At 69.7% G+C, this 13305-nt stretch carries 12 protein-coding genes; 4 read left to right on the forward strand and 8 right to left on the reverse strand.

Going from position 1 to position 13305, the window contains the following annotated elements:
* Positions 1-5 precede the first annotated feature (5 nt).
* Together V4F39_RS25860 and gshA are read left to right on the forward strand one after the other, a co-directional pair.
* On the forward strand, positions 6-2630 hold the full coding sequence (locus V4F39_RS25860; RefSeq protein ID WP_332293124.1) for a [protein-PII] uridylyltransferase: 2625 nt from the start codon (positions 6-8) through the stop codon (positions 2628-2630).
* 23 nt (positions 2631-2653) lie between these two features.
* Positions 2654-4183, forward strand: coding sequence for a glutamate--cysteine ligase (gshA, locus tag V4F39_RS25865; RefSeq protein WP_332293125.1), 1530 nt, complete (start codon positions 2654-2656; stop codon positions 4181-4183).
* Positions 4184-4211: 28 nt separating this feature from the next.
* Here the strand turns inward: gshA and V4F39_RS25870 are convergent, their stop codons facing one another.
* The 4 genes from V4F39_RS25870 to phaC all read right to left on the reverse strand — a co-directional run bounded on the left by V4F39_RS25870 (position 4212) and on the right by phaC (position 8228).
* Positions 4212-4355, reverse strand: coding sequence for a hypothetical protein (locus V4F39_RS25870; RefSeq protein WP_332293126.1), 144 nt, complete (start codon positions 4353-4355; stop codon positions 4212-4214).
* 90 nt (positions 4356-4445) lie between these two features.
* Complete coding sequence (gene phbB / locus V4F39_RS25875) at positions 4446-5183, reverse strand: acetoacetyl-CoA reductase (protein WP_332293127.1); 738 nt, start codon at positions 5181-5183, stop codon at positions 4446-4448.
* A gap of 107 nt (positions 5184-5290) precedes the next feature.
* Positions 5291-6469: an acetyl-CoA C-acetyltransferase gene (locus tag V4F39_RS25880; protein WP_332293128.1), complete on the reverse strand. Its 1179-nt coding sequence runs from the start codon at positions 6467-6469 to the stop codon at positions 5291-5293.
* Positions 6470-6521: 52 nt separating this feature from the next.
* Positions 6522-8228, reverse strand: a complete 1707-nt coding sequence (phaC, locus tag V4F39_RS25885) for a class I poly(R)-hydroxyalkanoic acid synthase (RefSeq protein WP_378235091.1) — start codon at positions 8226-8228, stop codon at positions 6522-6524.
* Positions 8229-8408: 180 nt separating this feature from the next.
* On the opposite strand from phaC, the gene V4F39_RS25890 reads away from it, so the two are divergent.
* Positions 8409-8696 carry a hypothetical protein gene (locus tag V4F39_RS25890; RefSeq protein ID WP_332293129.1) on the forward strand — a complete coding sequence of 96 codons (288 nt, stop codon included), beginning with the start codon at positions 8409-8411 and terminating at the stop codon, positions 8694-8696.
* Here V4F39_RS25890 and pgeF read toward each other — a convergent pair.
* The 3 genes from pgeF to V4F39_RS25905 are packed head-to-tail and all read right to left on the reverse strand — an operon-like array spanning position 8628 to position 10724.
* The gene (gene pgeF, locus V4F39_RS25895) at positions 8628-9386 is read right to left on the reverse strand and encodes a peptidoglycan editing factor PgeF (RefSeq protein WP_332293130.1); all 759 of its coding nucleotides are present in this window, start codon (positions 9384-9386) and stop codon (positions 8628-8630) included. The two genes, V4F39_RS25890 and pgeF, sit on opposite strands and share 69 nt — an antisense overlap.
* Positions 9376-10014, reverse strand: a complete 639-nt coding sequence (maiA, locus tag V4F39_RS25900; RefSeq protein ID WP_332293131.1) for a maleylacetoacetate isomerase — start codon at positions 10012-10014, stop codon at positions 9376-9378. The genes pgeF and maiA overlap by 11 nt, the downstream gene beginning before the upstream one ends.
* A gap of 17 nt (positions 10015-10031) precedes the next feature.
* Positions 10032-10724 carry a fumarylacetoacetate hydrolase family protein gene (locus tag V4F39_RS25905; protein ID WP_332293132.1) on the reverse strand — a complete coding sequence of 231 codons (693 nt, stop codon included), beginning with the start codon at positions 10722-10724 and terminating at the stop codon, positions 10032-10034.
* A 72-nt stretch (positions 10725-10796) separates the two neighbouring features.
* Here V4F39_RS25905 and V4F39_RS25910 point away from each other — a divergent pair, with 72 nt between their 5' ends.
* On the forward strand, positions 10797-11348 hold the full coding sequence (locus tag V4F39_RS25910; protein ID WP_332293133.1) for an NUDIX hydrolase: 552 nt from the start codon (positions 10797-10799) through the stop codon (positions 11346-11348).
* Here the strand turns inward: V4F39_RS25910 and V4F39_RS25915 are convergent.
* Positions 11345-13264, reverse strand: a complete 1920-nt coding sequence (locus V4F39_RS25915; RefSeq protein ID WP_332293134.1) for a bifunctional diguanylate cyclase/phosphodiesterase — start codon at positions 13262-13264, stop codon at positions 11345-11347. The two genes, V4F39_RS25910 and V4F39_RS25915, sit on opposite strands and share 4 nt — an antisense overlap.
* Positions 13265-13305: the final 41 nt, after the last annotated feature.

Below are 13305 nucleotides of genomic sequence, written 5' to 3' on the forward strand. Positions count from 1 at the left end.
CCGCGATGTCCGCGCGTCCGAACGCAGCGCCGGCGCCAGGCGGGGTCGGTGCCCTGCGGCAACGCTTCCGCGACACCAAGAACGAACTGATCGACCACTTCCGCCAGGGGCGCGCCACGGCCCCGGCCGCCGCGCGGCTCATCCGCGGGCTCGCCAAGCATGCCGATGCCACGCTGGCCGGCCTGTGGCTGCACGCCGGCATGCCGCCGGGGGCGACGCTGGTGGCGGTCGGCGGCTACGGCCGCGGCGAGCTGTTCCCGTACTCCGATGTCGACGTGCTCGTGCTGCTGCCGTCCGACGCGCCCCTGGGCGCCAACGACGCGCTGCGCTCGTCGGTCGAGGGCTTCATCACGGCCTGCTGGGACATCGGGCTGGAGATCGGCTCCTCAGTGCGCACGGTGGAGGAGTGCGTCGCCGAGGCGAAGCGCGACGTGACGGTGCAGACGGCGCTGCTCGAATCGCGCTTCGTCTGCGGCGCGCGCCGGCTCTTCCAGGCGTTCCGCAACGACATCGGCGAGGCGATGGACGCCAAGGCCTTCCTGCGCGCCAAGGCGCTGGAGATGCAGCAGCGCCACGTCAAGTACGAGGACACGCCGTACTCGCTGGAGCCCAACTGCAAGGAGAGCCCCGGCGGGCTGCGCGACCTGCAGACGGTGATCTGGGTGGCGCGCGGCGCGGGCCTGGGCCGCACCTGGAGCGAGCTGGCGGCCAGCGGCCTGATCTCGCCGTTCGAGGTCAAGCAGCTGCAGCGCAACGAGGGGCTGCTCAAGCTGATCCGCGCGCGGCTGCACGTGGTGGCCGGCCGCCGCGAGGACCGCCTGGTGTTCGACCTGCAGACCGCCGTGGCGGAGAGCTTCGGCTACCGCTCCGAGAACGGGCAGCGCGCCTCGGAGGCGCTGATGCGCCGCTACTACTGGGCGGCCAAGGCGGTGAGCCAGCTCAACCACATCCTGATGCTCAACATCGAGGAACGCATCAACGGCTCCGAAGACCTGCCGATGCGCCCGATCAACGAGCGCTTCTTCGACCGCGGCGGCATGCTGGAGGTCGCGTCCGACGACCTGTACCTGCGTGATCCGCACGCGGTGCTCGAGACCTTCCTCGTGCACCAGCAGACGGTGGGCCTGAAGGGCCTGTCGGCGCGCACGCTGCGCTCGCTGTACAACGCCCGCAACGTGATGGACACGGCCTTCCGCCACGACCCCGTCAACCGAGCGACCTTCATGCGCATCCTGAAGGAGCCGAGCGGACAGACGCATGCGTTCAGGCTGATGAACCAGACCTCGGTGCTGGGGCGCTACCTGTGGGTGTTCCGCCGCATCGTCGGCCAGATGCAGCACGACCTGTTCCACGTCTACACGGTCGACCAGCACATCCTGATGGTGCTGCGCAACGTGCGCCGCTTCTTCATCCCGGAGCACGCGCACGAGTACCCCTTCTGCTCGCACCTGGCCTCCCAGTTCGACCGACCCTGGGTGCTCTACGTGGCCGCGCTGTTCCACGACGTGGCCAAGGGCCGCGGCGGCGACCACTCCGACCTGGGCGCCGTGGAAGTGCGCCGCTTCTGCCGCGACCACGGCATCGGGCGCGACGACGCGCAACTGATCGAGTTCCTCGTCAAGCACCACCTGACGCTCAGCCGCACCGCGCAGAAGGAAGACCTCTCCGACCCGGACGTGATCCAGCATTTCGCCGCGCTGGTGCACGACGAGCGCACCCTGACCGCGCTCTACCTGCTGACGGTGGCGGACATCCGCGGCACCAGCCCCAAGGTCTGGAACGCCTGGAAGGGCAAGCTGCTGGAAGACTGCTACCGCTTCACGCTGCGTGCGTTGGGCGGGGCCAAGCCCAACGTCGACGCCGAGATCGAGGCCCGCAAGGCCGAGGCGCGCGCGCTGCTGGCGCTGGCCTCGCAGCTGCCCGGCACCGAGACGCCGCTGTGGAACACGCTGGACCTCAGCTACTTCACCCGGCACGATGCGGTCGACATCGCCTGGCATGCGCGCATGCTGTGGCGCCACCTCGCCTCGCAGGAGCCCGTGGTGCGCGCCCGCGCGTCCTCGGTCGGCGAAGGCCTGCAGGTGCTGGTGTACGCGCCGGACCGGCCCGACCTGTTCGCACGCATCTGCGGCTACTTCGACGGCGCCGGCTTCAACATCCAGGATGCGAAGGTGCACACCACGCGCAGCGGCTATGCGCTCGACACTTTCCAGGTGGTGCATCCGCAGATGGACGACACCCCCACGAGCTACCGCGACCTGATCTCGCTGGTCGAGGTGCAGCTGATGAAGGCGCTCAGTGCGACCGGGCCGCTGCCCGAGCCCAGCCGCGGCCGCGTGTCGCGGCGGGTGAAGAGCTTCCCGGTGGTGCCGCGCGTATCGCTGCGGCCCGACGAGCGTGCGCAGCGTTGGCTGCTGTCGGTGAGCACGAGCGACCGCTCCGGCCTGCTGTACGCCATCGCCCGCGTGCTCGCCCGGCACCAGATCAACCTGCAGCTCGCCAAGATCAGCACCCTCGGCGAGCGGGTGGAAGACACCTTTCTGGTCGACGGCAGCGCGTTGCAGCGATCCAAGGCACAGTTGCAGATCGAGAGCGAACTGCTCGACGCTGCCGCGCCCTTGCCGACCTGATTCCCGAACCCACCGGACCGCCCATGAACCGACTGCAACAACGCCTGCAGGACCTGGCGCCTGCCCGCCTGGCAGGCATCCGCCGCGGCATCGAGAAAGAAAGCCTGCGCTCTCAGCCGGACGGCGCGCTGGCCCTGACGCCGCATCCGGCCGGCCTGGGCTCCGCGCTGACCAACCCGAACATCACCACCGACTTTAGCGAGTCGCAGCTCGAACTGGTGACCGGCGTGCACGCCGACGCGCAGGCCTGCATCGACGAGCTCACCCGCATCCACCAGTTCACCTACCAGGTGATGGCCGAGGCGGGCGACGAGATGCTCTGGGTTTCCAGCATGCCCTGCGGGCTGCCGACCGACGAGACGATTCCGCTGGGCCGCTACGGCAGCTCGAACGTCGGCCGCGCCAAGAGCGTCTACCGCATGGGGCTGGGCCACCGCTACGGCCGCCGCATGCAGACGATCTCGGGCATCCACTACAACTGGTCACTGCCGGGGCTGAGCAACGAAGAGTACTTCGCGCTGATCCGCAACTTCCGCCGCCAGTCCTTCCTGCTGCTGGTGCTGTTCGGCGCCTCGCCCGCGGTGTGCTCCAGCTTCGTCGCCGGCCGCCAGCACGAGTTGCAGCCACTGACCGAGCGCACCCTGCACATGCCGCACGGCACCTCGCTGCGCATGGGGCGCCTGGGCTACCAGAGCGATGCGCAGGCCTCGCTCTCGGTGAGCTACAACTCGCTGGAAGGCTACGGTGCATCGCTGCACGAGGCGTTGACGCGGCCCTACCCGGCCTACGAGGCCGTGGGCATCCGCAACCCCGGCGGCGACTACAACCAGCTCGCGACGACGCTGCTGCAGATCGAGAACGAGTTCTACGGCACGATCCGCCCGAAGCGCGTGATCTTCCCCGGCGAACGCCCGCTGCACGCGCTGCGCGAGCGCGGCGTCGAGTACGTCGAGGTGCGCTGCATGGACCTCAACCCGTTCCTGCCGGTGGGCATCGACGCCGCGACGGCGCGTTTCCTCGACGTGTTCCTGCTGCACTGCCTGCTGACGGACAGCCCGCCCGACACGCCGGCAGAGATCGCTGCGCTGGCGCGCAACCAGCACCGCACGGCCGCCCGGGGGCGGGAGCCGGGCCTCACGCTCGAGCGCGACGGGCGCGAGGTGGCCTTGCTCGACTGGGGCCGCGAGATCGTCGAGGCCTGCGGGCCGATCGCCGCTTCGCTCGACGCCGCCACCGGCGCCGAACGCCTCTACCGCGATGCGGTGGCGGCCGCGGCAGGCGCACTGGACAACCCGGCGTCACTGCCGTCCGCACGCGTGCTGCAGGCCCTTTCCGACGAGCACGGCGGTTCGTTCATCGGCTTCACGCGTGCGCAGTCGCTGCTCGCGCAGCAGGCCTTGCGCAGCCTGCCCTACCCGCCCGAAGTGCATGCGCAGTTCGAGGCCATCGCCCGCGCGTCGGTCGAAGAGCAGCGGACCATCGAGGAATCCGACTCGATGCCTTTCGAGATCTACCGCCAGGCCTACCTGGCACCCCGCCGGCTGATCGCCTGACGGGGCTGCAAGCCGCCGCCGGGCGGCGTCAGGGTGCCGGGTGCGGCATCGGGTCGAACTCCGGATCGGCGGGGTCGCCCGGCGTCGGCGCCTGGCCGTCGTCCGGCTCCACCGGTTGCGGGCCGGGCTGGTTCGGCGGCAGTTCCTTCTCTTCGTGCGGACGGGGCTTCATCGACGGACTCCTGGGATGGTCCGCGAAGTATGCGACGCGCACGCAAAAAAGCCCGCACGGCGGCGGGCTTGCGGGCCAGGCGCTGCCGCCTCAACCCATGTGCAGGCCGCCGTTGCAGCTGAAGTCGGCGCCGGTGGCAAAGCCGGACTCCTCGCCCGCCAGCCACGCGACGATGGAGGCGATCTCCTCCGGCGTGCCCAGGCGCTTGATGGGGATGGTGCCGATGATCTTGTCGAGCACGTCCTGGCGGATGGCCTTGACCATGTCGGTGGCGATGTAGCCCGGGCTCACGGTGTTCACCGTCACGCCCTTGGCGGCCACTTCCTGGGCCAGCGCCATCGTGAAGCCGTGCATGCCGGCCTTGGCGGCGGAGTAGTTGGTCTGGCCGAACTGGCCCTTCTCGCCGTTGACCGACGAGATGTTGATGATGCGGCCCCAGCCCTGGTCGAGCATGCCGTCGATCACCTGCTTGGTGACGTTGAACATGCTGTCGAGGTTGGTCGACATCACGGCCTGCCAATCGGCCAGGCTCATCTTGCGGAACTGGCCGTCGCGGGTGATGCCGGCGTTGTTGACCAGCACGCTGATCTGCCCGTGCTCGGCCTTGACCTTGTCGAACGCGGCGACCGTCGAGTCCCAGTCGGCCACGTTGCCCACCGACGCATAGAACGTGTAGCCCAGCGCCTTCTGCTCACCGAGCCACTTGTCGAAGTCGCGGCTCGGGCCGCAGCCGGCGATGACCTTGAAGCCGTCCTTGTGCAGCCGCTGGCACATCGCCGTGCCGATACCACCCATGCCGCCCGTCACATAAGCCACTTTCTGTGCCATCTGAATCTCCTCTTGCATCGTGGATGGATGCATCACTATGTCTGTTGGCGCCCGAGCCGGCGCTCGGACTTACCCGCGAAATGGTGGAAACGCTCGAAACCGGCGGCTCAGCGCTCGATGGTCAGGGCCACGCCCATGCCACCGCCGATGCACAGGCTGGCGATGCCCTTCTTGGCGTTGCGGCGCTGCATCTCGTGCAGCAGCGTCACCAGGATGCGGCAGCCGGATGCACCGATCGGGTGCCCGATGGCGATGGCACCGCCGTTGACGTTGACCTTGCTCAGGTCCCAGCCCATCTCGTTGTTGACCGCGCAGGCCTGCGCGGCGAAGGCTTCGTTGATTTCCAGCAGGTCCAGGTCCTGCGGCTTCCAGCCGGCGCGCTGCAGCGCCTTCTGCGAGGCGGGCACCGGGCCCATGCCCATGATCGCCGGGTCGAGCGCCACGGTCGCGTAGCTGGCGATGCGGCCCAGCGGCGTGAGGCCGAGCTGCCCGGCCTTCTTGGCCGTCATCAGCACCACGCCGGCGGCGCCGTCGTTGATGCCCGAGGCGTTGCCGGCGGTCACGGTGCCGGCCTTGTCGAAGGCGGGGCGCAGGCCGGCCAGCGCGTCGGCATTGGTCTTCTTGTTGATGAACTCGTCGGCGTCGAAGACCACCGGGTCGCCCTTCTTCTGCGGGATGCTGAAGGGCACGATCTCGTCCTTGAACCTACCGGCTTCCTGTGCCGCGGCGGCCTTCTGCTGGGAGGCCAGCGCGAAGGCGTCCTGCTTCTCGCGGCTGATGTCGTACTTCTTGGCCACGTTCTCGGCGGTGATGCCCATGTGGTACTTGTTGTACACATCGAACAGGCCGTCGTTGATCATGGTGTCGACCATCTTCCAGTCGCCCATGCGCTGGCCGTCGCGCGAGCCCATCAGCACGTGCGGCGAGGCGCTCATGTTCTCCTGGCCGCCGGCGATGATGATCTCGGAGTCGCCGTCGCGGATCGCCTGCGCGCCCAGCATCACGGCCTTCAGGCCGGAGCCGCAGACGGCGTTGATCGTCAGCGCGGGCACCGACTGCGGCAGGCCGCTCTTGATGACCGTCTGGCGTGCCGGGTTCTGGCCCGAGCCGGCGGTGAGCACCTGGCCGAGGATCACCTCGTTGATCTGGTCGCCGCTGAGCTTGGCGCGCTCCAGCAGGCTGGCGACCACCGCCGCCCCCAGCTCGGGCGCAGCGATCTTGGACAGGGAACCGCCGAATTTGCCAACGGCCGTGCGGGCAGCGGCAACGATCACGATATCGGTCATGGAAGTCTCCTCGAGTGGACCGGGAAAAGAAATGCGGGGTCGGACGCGTTCGTCAGGCTTTCTGCTGGACGTAGCGGCCGGGGGCAGGTTCGATGACCTTGTGGGTGCGGCTGCCATAGGACTTCGGTGCTGCAACCTGTTTGCCAGCGTGCTTGGCGAGCCAGGAGGACCAGTCGGTCCACCAGCTGCCGGGATGCTCCGTGGCGCTGGCGAGCCACTCCTCCGACGTGGCCGCGGCCTTGCCGGAGGCCGGGCCCGTCCAGTAGCTGCGCTTCTTCTTGGCAGGCGGGTTGATCACGCCGGCGATGTGGCCCGAGGCGCCCAGCACGAAGCGCGTCGGGCCGGACAGCAGCTTCAGCGACTTGAACGCCGCCGTCCACGGCACGATGTGGTCCTCGCGGGAGCCGTACACGTACACCGGCGCCTGGATCGCACCGAGGTCGATCTTCTCGCCGCACACCGTGAGCCGGCCGGGCACCTTGAGTTCGTCCTGCAGGTAGGTATGGCGCAGGTACCAGCAATACATGGGTCCGGGCAGGTTGGTGGCGTCGCTGTTCCAGTAGAGCAGATCGAAGGGCGGCGGCGACTCGCCCTTCAAATAGTTGCCGACGACGTAGTTCCAGACCAGGTCGTTGGGCCGCAGGAAGCTGAACGTGGTAGCGAGCTCCTGGCCCTTCAGCAGCCGCGGCCCGCCGGGCGCCTGGTGGCCCAGCGTCATCTCGCGCAACTTCACCGAGGCTTCGTCGACGAAGATGTCGAGCACGCCGGTGTCGCTGAAATCGAGCAGCGTGGTCAGCAGCGTCAGGCTGGCCGCGGGGTGCTCGCCGCGTGCCGCGAGCACGGCCAGCGCCGTGCTGAGGATGGTGCCGCCCACGCAGAAGCCCAGCATGTCGAGCGTGGCGGCGCCGGTGATGGCCTGCACCGCGGCGATCGCGGCGAGCGGCCCCTGCTCGATGTAGTCGTCCCAGCCCCGGTCGGCGAGCTGCGCATCCGGGTTGCGCCAGCTGACCACGAACGTGCGATGGCCCTGCTCGACCGAATAGCGGATCAGCGAGTTCTCCGGCTGCAGGTCGAGGATGTAGTACTTGTTGATGCACGGCGGCACGAAAAGCATCGGCTTTTCGAAGACCTTGTCCGTCAGCGGCTTGTATTCAAGCAGCTGGAACAGCTCGTTCTCGAAGACCACCGCGCCCTCGGTGGTCGCGACGTTGCGACCGACCTCGAAGGCGCTCTCGTCGGTCTGCGAGACGTGGCCCTGCTGCACGTCGTGCCAGAGCTGCCGCATGCCCTGCGCGATGCTGTCGCCCTGCGTATCCACCGCCTTGCGCAGCGCCTCGGGATTCAGCGCGAGGCAGTTGCTGGGGCTGGCCGCGTCGATCCACTGCTGCACGGCAAAACGCAGCCGCGCCTTGGTCTTCGCGTCGCCTTCGACGGCCTCCGCCATCTGCATCATCGTGCGCGCATTGAGCAGGTAGACCTGCGCGAGGTAGGCCGCTGCCGGATTGCTCGCCCAGTCGGTGGCCGAGAAGCGGCGATCCGCGAGCGTCGGTGACGGTGCGCCCGCGTCCCCTGCGTTCGCCCGCGCCAGCGTGCTGTTCCACAGCGCAGTGGCCTGCTGGACGTAGTCGCTCTGCAGCGCGTTCAGCGTGTCCGCCTGCACCTTGAGGCCGGACATCGATTTCCAGATCTCGCCCAGGGCGTGCCCGAACGCCTGCATCCCTTCGGCGGGCTGGGGCAGGGACGGGTTAGGCTTTGCCATCGTCTTGTCTCCGTTTTGAGTGAGCCCCGACCACTACACCCGTCGGGAAGCGACCTGCATGGGCTGATTGTGGCGTTTTGGATCAGTGGCTCGTGAAGAACTGCACTGTCCTAAACCCTAGCGATTCTCGCATCATGATCTTACTTTTCACTGACTGAAATACGCAGGTTTACCTAATCCATGTACCTCGTCGCCATTGCCTGGATCTATGTTGTTCTGATGATGGCCCTGGCCGAGGCCACCAGCCCGCAGGGCAGCGTGCTGGGCGCGCTGATCACCTTCGGGCTCTACGGCCTGCTGCCGCTGTCGATCGTGATGTACCTGCTGGGCACGCCAATGCGCCGGCGCAAGCGCCGTGAGCGTGAAGCGCAGGAGGCGGCCGGGGCAGCGGCGGCGGCGTCAGTCCCGCCAGACGGCCGCGGCCAGCCGGCCGGTGACGCCGTCGCGCCGGTAGGAAAAGAACCGTGACCGGTCCTCCACCGTGCACCAGGTGCCGCCGCTGACGGTGGCCACGCCCAGGCCGGCCAAGCGGTCGCGGGCCAGGCCCGGCAGGTCCGCGAGCCACGCGGCGCTGCCATCCGCCCGGGCCCTGGGCACGAAGCGCGCATCGGGGCCGTGGGCGGCGAACGCCGCGACCACCTCGGCCCCCACCTCGAACTGCCGCGGACCGATGCACGGACCCAGCCAGGCCTGAACCTCGGCAGGCGCGCAACCGGCCGCCGCGCACAGCGCCTCGAGCGCCGCGTCGAGCACGCCGCCGGCCAGGCCCCGCCAGCCCGCGTGCGCCGCCGCGACGGCCCGCCCCGCCGGCGCGGCGAAGAGCACCGGCAGGCAGTCGGCCACCTGCACCGTGCAGGCCACGCCGCGCTCGGTCGTGACGCAGGCGTCGGCTTCCAGCGGCTCGGTCCGCGCGGCATCCGCGGCGACCACGCGCACGACCCGCGCGCCGTGCACCTGGCGCAGGAACACCGGTTCGGCCCCGATCGCCCGCGCGAAGCGCCGGCGGTTCTCCTGCACCGCCGCGGGCTCGTCGCCGACCGCCGTGCCGAGGTTCAGCGACGCCCACGGCCCGGTGCTGACGCCGCCGTCGCGGGTGCTCATCCAGGCGCCGACGCCCGCCGGCGCCGCCCAGCCGGGCGTCAGGCCGTCAGGCCGCATCCGGGCACTTCGACGGTTGGGTCTCGCTGAAGGCCGGCAGCTTCATGCAGGCATCGAAGACGCGCATGACGGTCGGCACGTGGTCGAGCCGGCATTGCAGGCGTTGTGCATTGAAGATCTGCGGCACCAGCGTGCAGTCGGCCATCGTCGGCGCGTCGCCATGCGCGTAGATGCCCGTCTGCGGCTGCGAGGCAAGCTGCTGCTCCACCGCCAGCAGGCCCGTCTCGACCCAATGGCGGTACCAGCGGTCCTTGTCCTCGTCCGACACCTTCAGGTCGCGCACCAGGTAGCGCAGCACGCGCAGGTTGTTCAGCGGATGGATCTCGCAGGCCACGTCGAGCGACAGCGCACGCACCCGCGCCCGGCCCAGAGCATCGCGCGGCAGCAACGGCGGCTCGGGATGCGTCTCGTCGAGGTACTCGATGATCGCCAGCGACTGCGCGATGACGGCATCGCCGTCGCGCAGCGAGGGCACCAGCCGCGACGGAGCGACCGCCGCATACGACTCGGACTGCTGCTCGTTCTTCAGGAGGTGGATGGCCTTGTAATCGTAGGCCAGGCCCTTGAGCGCGAGCGCGATGCGCACGCGGTACGAGGCCGACGAGCGGAAATAGCTGTAGAGCTCCATCTGCACCGCCCCTGCGTTCAGCGCAGCGCGACGCGCAGCGAGCCCAGTCCTTCGACCGAGCCCTCGAGCACGTCGCCGGCGACCACCGCACCGACGCCCGCGGGGGTGCCGGTGAAGATCAGGTCGCCCGGCTGCAGCGTCCAGGCCTTCGACAGCGTCTCGATCGTCTCCGCGACGCTCCAGATCAGGTCGGCCAGGCGGCCCTGCTGGCGCAGCTGGCCGTTGACCGACAGCGTGATCGCGCCCGCCAGCAGTTCGCCCGTGCGGGCGATCGGGTGGATCGGGCCGATCGGCGCCGACTGCTCGAACGCCTTGCCGATGCACCACGGGCGGCCCTGCTTCTTCATCTCGTTCTGCAGGTCACGGCGGGTCATGTCGAGGCCCACCGCGTAGCCGTAGATGTGCTTGACGGCATCGGCCGCCGCGATGTTCGTGCCGCCGGTGCCGATGGCGACCACGAGCTCGATCTCGTGGTGCAGGTTGCCCGTCAGCGGCGGGTAGTCGATCAACCCGGTTTCGCCTTCCGCCACGGGCACCACCGCATCGGCCGGCTTCATGAAGAAGAACGGCGGCTCGCGGCCGGTGAAGCCCATCTCCTGCGCATGCTCGGCGTAGTTGCGGCCCACGCAGTAGATGCGGTGGACCGGAAACAGCCCGCCGCCGGCCACGGGCACGGCCGCTGTGGCCGGGGGTTGCACGACAAATTGCATGGGTGTCCTTGCTTGCTGGAACGACAGTGGAGCCGGCGATGATGCCACCGGCCACGGCTAAACTCTGCCGCCATGCTGCTGACCGAGCGCGACAAGATCAAGCACTGCCGCGCCTGCGGCAACGCGGTGGCGTACCGCATCCCGGCCGATGACAACCGCGAGCGCGCGGTATGCCCGGCCTGCGGCACCATCCACTACGAGAACCCGCTGAACGTCGTCGGCACAGTGCCCTGGTGGGACGACCAGGTGCTGCTGTGCAAGCGCAACATCGAGCCGCGCTACGGCTTCTGGACGCTGCCGGCAGGCTTCATGGAACTGGGCGAAACCACGGCCCAGGGCGCCGCCCGCGAGACCGACGAAGAGGCCGGCGCCCACATCGAGATGGGCCCCCTGTTCAGCGTGATGAACGTGATGCGGGTCGGCCAGGTGCACATGTACTACCTGGCCCGCCTGCTCGACACCGAGTTCGATCCGGGCCCGGAGAGCATCGAGGCCCGGCTCTTCCGCGAGGACGAGATCCCCTGGGACGAGATCGCCTTCCGCACCGTGCGCGAGACGCTGCGCCGCTACTTTGACGACCGGCGCGCGGGCCGGTTCGGCGTGCACACGGCCGACATCGGCTAGCGCTGGCTGGCCCAGGGGCCGGTCACCGCATCGACGCCGCATTCCCACAGCGTACGCACGTCGGCGTCGTCGGCGACGCCCTCGACCTGCACCGACACCGACAACGCGTGCAGCAGGGCCACCGTGCTGCGCAGGAACTCCTGGCCCGCCGCGCTGGCGGCCACGCCGGTGCAGACGGCGGCATCGAGCTTGACGTAGTCCAGGCCCAGCTCGAACAGCCGATCGATGCGGTGCAGCCGCTCGCCGGCATGCTCCAGCCCGAAGCGCACGCCCAGCGGACGCACGGCCCGGCCGAAGGCCTGCACCGCCTCGAAATGATCGGCCGCCGCGGCCTCCGGCACCTCGAGCCACAACGATCCCGCCAGGCGCGGCCGGTCCTCGAGCCATTGCCGCAGGTGCGCCACGAAGCCGCTGTCCACCACGGATGCCGGCGCGATGTTGACCGCGCGCGGGGCGCCGTCCACCTCGATGGCGCCCAGCGCGAGCGCGACCGCCTCCGCGTCGAACAGCGCCGTCAGCCGGTTGCGCATCGCCAGCGGCAGCCAGCGCGCGGCCGGCTCGAAGGCGCCGCCCGGCTGCAGCTGTACGCGCAGCGGCGATTCGAGGTGCAGCTGCTGGAGCTGCCTGTCCACCACCGGGAAGTCCACCAGGCGCAACCGGGCCGCCTTGTCCTCGATGGCCGACAGCAGCTGCACACGCCAGGCACGCTCGCCCTCGCCGACCGAGCTGTCGCCCGGCGTGCCGTCGAGCACCTCGGCGCTGTAGGGCTTGCCGGCCTCGGCCTGCGCAAGTGCCAGGTCGGCCTGGGCCATCAGCACGCCGGGCGCCGCGTCGCGCGCCCATTCGACCGCGCCGACATAGGCCCGCACGCCCGTGCTGAAGCTGGGCAGGCTGCTGCGCAGCGCCAGCGCGATGGCGCTCGCCGTCTCCGCCGCCAGGCCCGGCGTGGGCAGGGCCAGCGCGAAGTCCGCACCGTTGAGCCGGCCGGCCAGGCAGCCCGCCACGCGCTCGGGATAGGTGCTCAACACCTGGGCGACGGTCTGCAGGATGTGGTCTGTCGTCTCGCGGCCGACGGCGCGGTTGAGCCCGGTGACGTCGGCCAGCCGCACCAGCACCAGCCCGCCGCCGACCACGCCGTCCTCGCGCTGCTGCAGCGCGCCCAGCTGACCCAGGAAATGCGCGCGGTGCGACAGGCCCGTCAGCGCGTCGCAATGCGCCTGCCGCCGCAGCGCCTCCGCGTGCGCGGCCTGCGCCTCGAACAGCGTCTTCATGCGCACCACCATGCCGTTCATCGCCGAGGCCACGCGCCGCAGGTCGGGCATCGCGGGTTCGTCGACGATGACGTAGCGCCCCTGCTCCAGCGCCTGGGCCTGGCGCACGGTGGCCTCCAGCGGCGCCCGGATGCGGCGCACGACCACCAGCGACAGCAGCGCCGCCACCAGCCCCACCCCCAGCATCACCCAGGCTGCGCGGACGCCGCCGCGCCAGAGTTCGTCATACGCATAGGTGTCCTGCGACACCACGGCCACCTGGCCCAGCGAGCGCCAGCCGTCGGAGACCTGCGCGATGCCGGGGGGCGAATCGATCGGCAGCAGCGCCACGAACCACTGCGGAGCCCGCAGCGGCACCGCCGGCCCCTGCTGCTCGATGCCGGGGCGCCCGTCGCTGCGCGTGAAGCGGATGCTGCGGTAGAAACCCGTGTCAGCCTGCGCGGCGACGACCAGCCGCATCAGCTCCTCTTCGCCGCGCTGCTGCGACAGCACCAGCGCGAGCGCCTGTGCACTGTCGTTGTTCTTCACCGCCAGCTGCGTCTGCAGCACGGCGCGGGTCGACAGCAGGTTGACGCTCACCGCTCCCACGATCGCGAGCGCCAGTACCGCGGCCAGCAACAGCCAGAGTTGGCGTATCAACGACATCGAACGATCCTCATCCTGTTGGTGGTTCGCCAGTGTGCATG

This window comes from Aquincola agrisoli (assembly GCF_036621135.1).
Lineage (GTDB): Bacteria > Pseudomonadota > Gammaproteobacteria > Burkholderiales > Burkholderiaceae_C > Aquincola > Aquincola agrisoli.

What these genes read in the sequence shown, in the direction of transcription:
- pgeF (WP_332293130.1), bottom strand. Translation starts at nt 9,386, where the DNA reads ATGCGGCCTGACGGCCTGACGCCCGGCTGGGCGGCGCCGGCGGGCGTC.
- phaC (WP_378235091.1), bottom strand. Translation starts at nt 8,228, where the DNA reads ATGGCAAAGCCTAACCCGTCCCTGCCCCAGCCCGCCGAAGGGATGCAG.
- V4F39_RS25905 (WP_332293132.1), bottom strand. Translation starts at nt 10,724, where the DNA reads ATGCAATTTGTCGTGCAACCCCCGGCCACAGCGGCCGTGCCCGTGGCC.
- V4F39_RS25890 (WP_332293129.1), top strand. Translation starts at nt 8,409, where the DNA reads ATGTACCTCGTCGCCATTGCCTGGATCTATGTTGTTCTGATGATGGCC.
- maiA (WP_332293131.1), bottom strand. Translation starts at nt 10,014, where the DNA reads ATGGAGCTCTACAGCTATTTCCGCTCGTCGGCCTCGTACCGCGTGCGC.
- gshA (WP_332293125.1), top strand. Translation starts at nt 2,654, where the DNA reads ATGAACCGACTGCAACAACGCCTGCAGGACCTGGCGCCTGCCCGCCTG.
- V4F39_RS25915 (WP_332293134.1), bottom strand. Translation starts at nt 13,264, where the DNA reads ATGTCGTTGATACGCCAACTCTGGCTGTTGCTGGCCGCGGTACTGGCG.
- V4F39_RS25880 (WP_332293128.1), bottom strand. Translation starts at nt 6,469, where the DNA reads ATGACCGATATCGTGATCGTTGCCGCTGCCCGCACGGCCGTTGGCAAA.
- V4F39_RS25860 (WP_332293124.1), top strand. Translation starts at nt 6, where the DNA reads ATGTCCGCGCGTCCGAACGCAGCGCCGGCGCCAGGCGGGGTCGGTGCC.
- V4F39_RS25910 (WP_332293133.1), top strand. Translation starts at nt 10,797, where the DNA reads ATGCTGCTGACCGAGCGCGACAAGATCAAGCACTGCCGCGCCTGCGGC.
- phbB (WP_332293127.1), bottom strand. Translation starts at nt 5,183, where the DNA reads ATGGCACAGAAAGTGGCTTATGTGACGGGCGGCATGGGTGGTATCGGC.
- V4F39_RS25870 (WP_332293126.1), bottom strand. Translation starts at nt 4,355, where the DNA reads ATGAAGCCCCGTCCGCACGAAGAGAAGGAACTGCCGCCGAACCAGCCC.